This window comes from Oleiphilus sp. HI0066 (genome assembly GCF_001635725.1).
On the sequence record NZ_LWFH01001330.1, the window covers coordinates 1 to 1,075 of the forward strand.

Here is a 1,075-nt window from a genome sequence, read left to right on the forward strand (position 1 = left end):
TATATTTATTACGTAAGCTAAAAATTGGCGAAGGTCATTAACGAGTTCTACCAAGCTCCAGACCTTACAGACCGATCGGCTACAAACTATAAAATTAAGCCACACAAAGTGGCGCAGTAATGACAACTAAATAGCTTTACCGTGCGGGTAAAAAGGTATCACTATGTCTCAGCAAGCCAATGGGCCTATCGCTGCGTGTTCGAGCGAGTCTCCGGCCAACTTACGTAATAATGTTCGACAGCAACTCAGCGCAGATGTAGACGCGTTTTTGAGTAAAGGTGGCGCAGTTAGCCAGATTGCTGACAATGTACGAGCAGATCCTCCTAAAAAACCAACAATGAATTATGGCTCTGCCCCAATTTAGGGCTTAGCCAGTAGTAAGCAGTAGTGTAGTAAGAAGTAAGTAGATTTCAGTCCGGCTTTAGGTAAGAAGTAGTATCCATGTGAGCGCGTTTATACGCGCTTTTTTTATGCGTGCTTGCAAAGCACTGCCTTTGTGCGCATAATCACCCTCCCAAATGAGAAGCAATTCTCCTTTTTAGTGTGACGCTGTTGATTAGAAAGCATAAGAATGACGGCAGCGAAAACGCAAACGTGTAGACAGGATGTTGCTAAACGCGTGTTATAAGAGGTTGTAAGTAGTAGATGTTGGTTGAGATGTACAATATAGCAATGGCCGCGACCATGGCAATTGCTGGGCTGTTATTGACGCGGGACTATGTAAGGTTCCTTCAAAGTACGCACAAAATGAATGCACTTGTTAAAAGCGTTCAACATGTCTTTTCACCATCCTCTCATCGTGGAACGACCAAAAGTGGTTACTACCCTGTTCTAGAATATAGAAGTGAAGACGGCCCTGTAAGCTTCACTTGTATCGACCCTGAAGCGGCTGATCGCTTCCATATTGGCGACAAAATTAAGCTTCACGTATCTAAGTCACGCAGAAGTCACTCGCGTAATTGCCGTACTTTTGTCGCATTAAGTTTGATGTTGAGCCTGCTTGTTAGCGGTATGTTGATTTCAGCACTTGTTCCTGATTCAGGCATCGGTTTGATGCACATTATTATTGCGTCGT

General features: G+C 43.9%; 2 protein-coding genes. Both read left to right on the forward strand.

All coding sequences use genetic code 11. The features are described 5' to 3' along the window. Positions 1–163 precede the first annotated feature (163 nt). The gene (locus tag A3738_RS19635) at positions 164–364 is read left to right on the forward strand and encodes a hypothetical protein (RefSeq protein WP_068479576.1); all 201 of its coding nucleotides are present in this window, start codon (positions 164–166) and stop codon (positions 362–364) included. Positions 365–657: 293 nt separating this feature from the next. Continuing rightward, positions 658–1,075: DUF3592 domain-containing protein (locus A3738_RS19640; protein WP_197473931.1), on the forward strand; the 418-nt coding region annotated here is incomplete at its 3' end.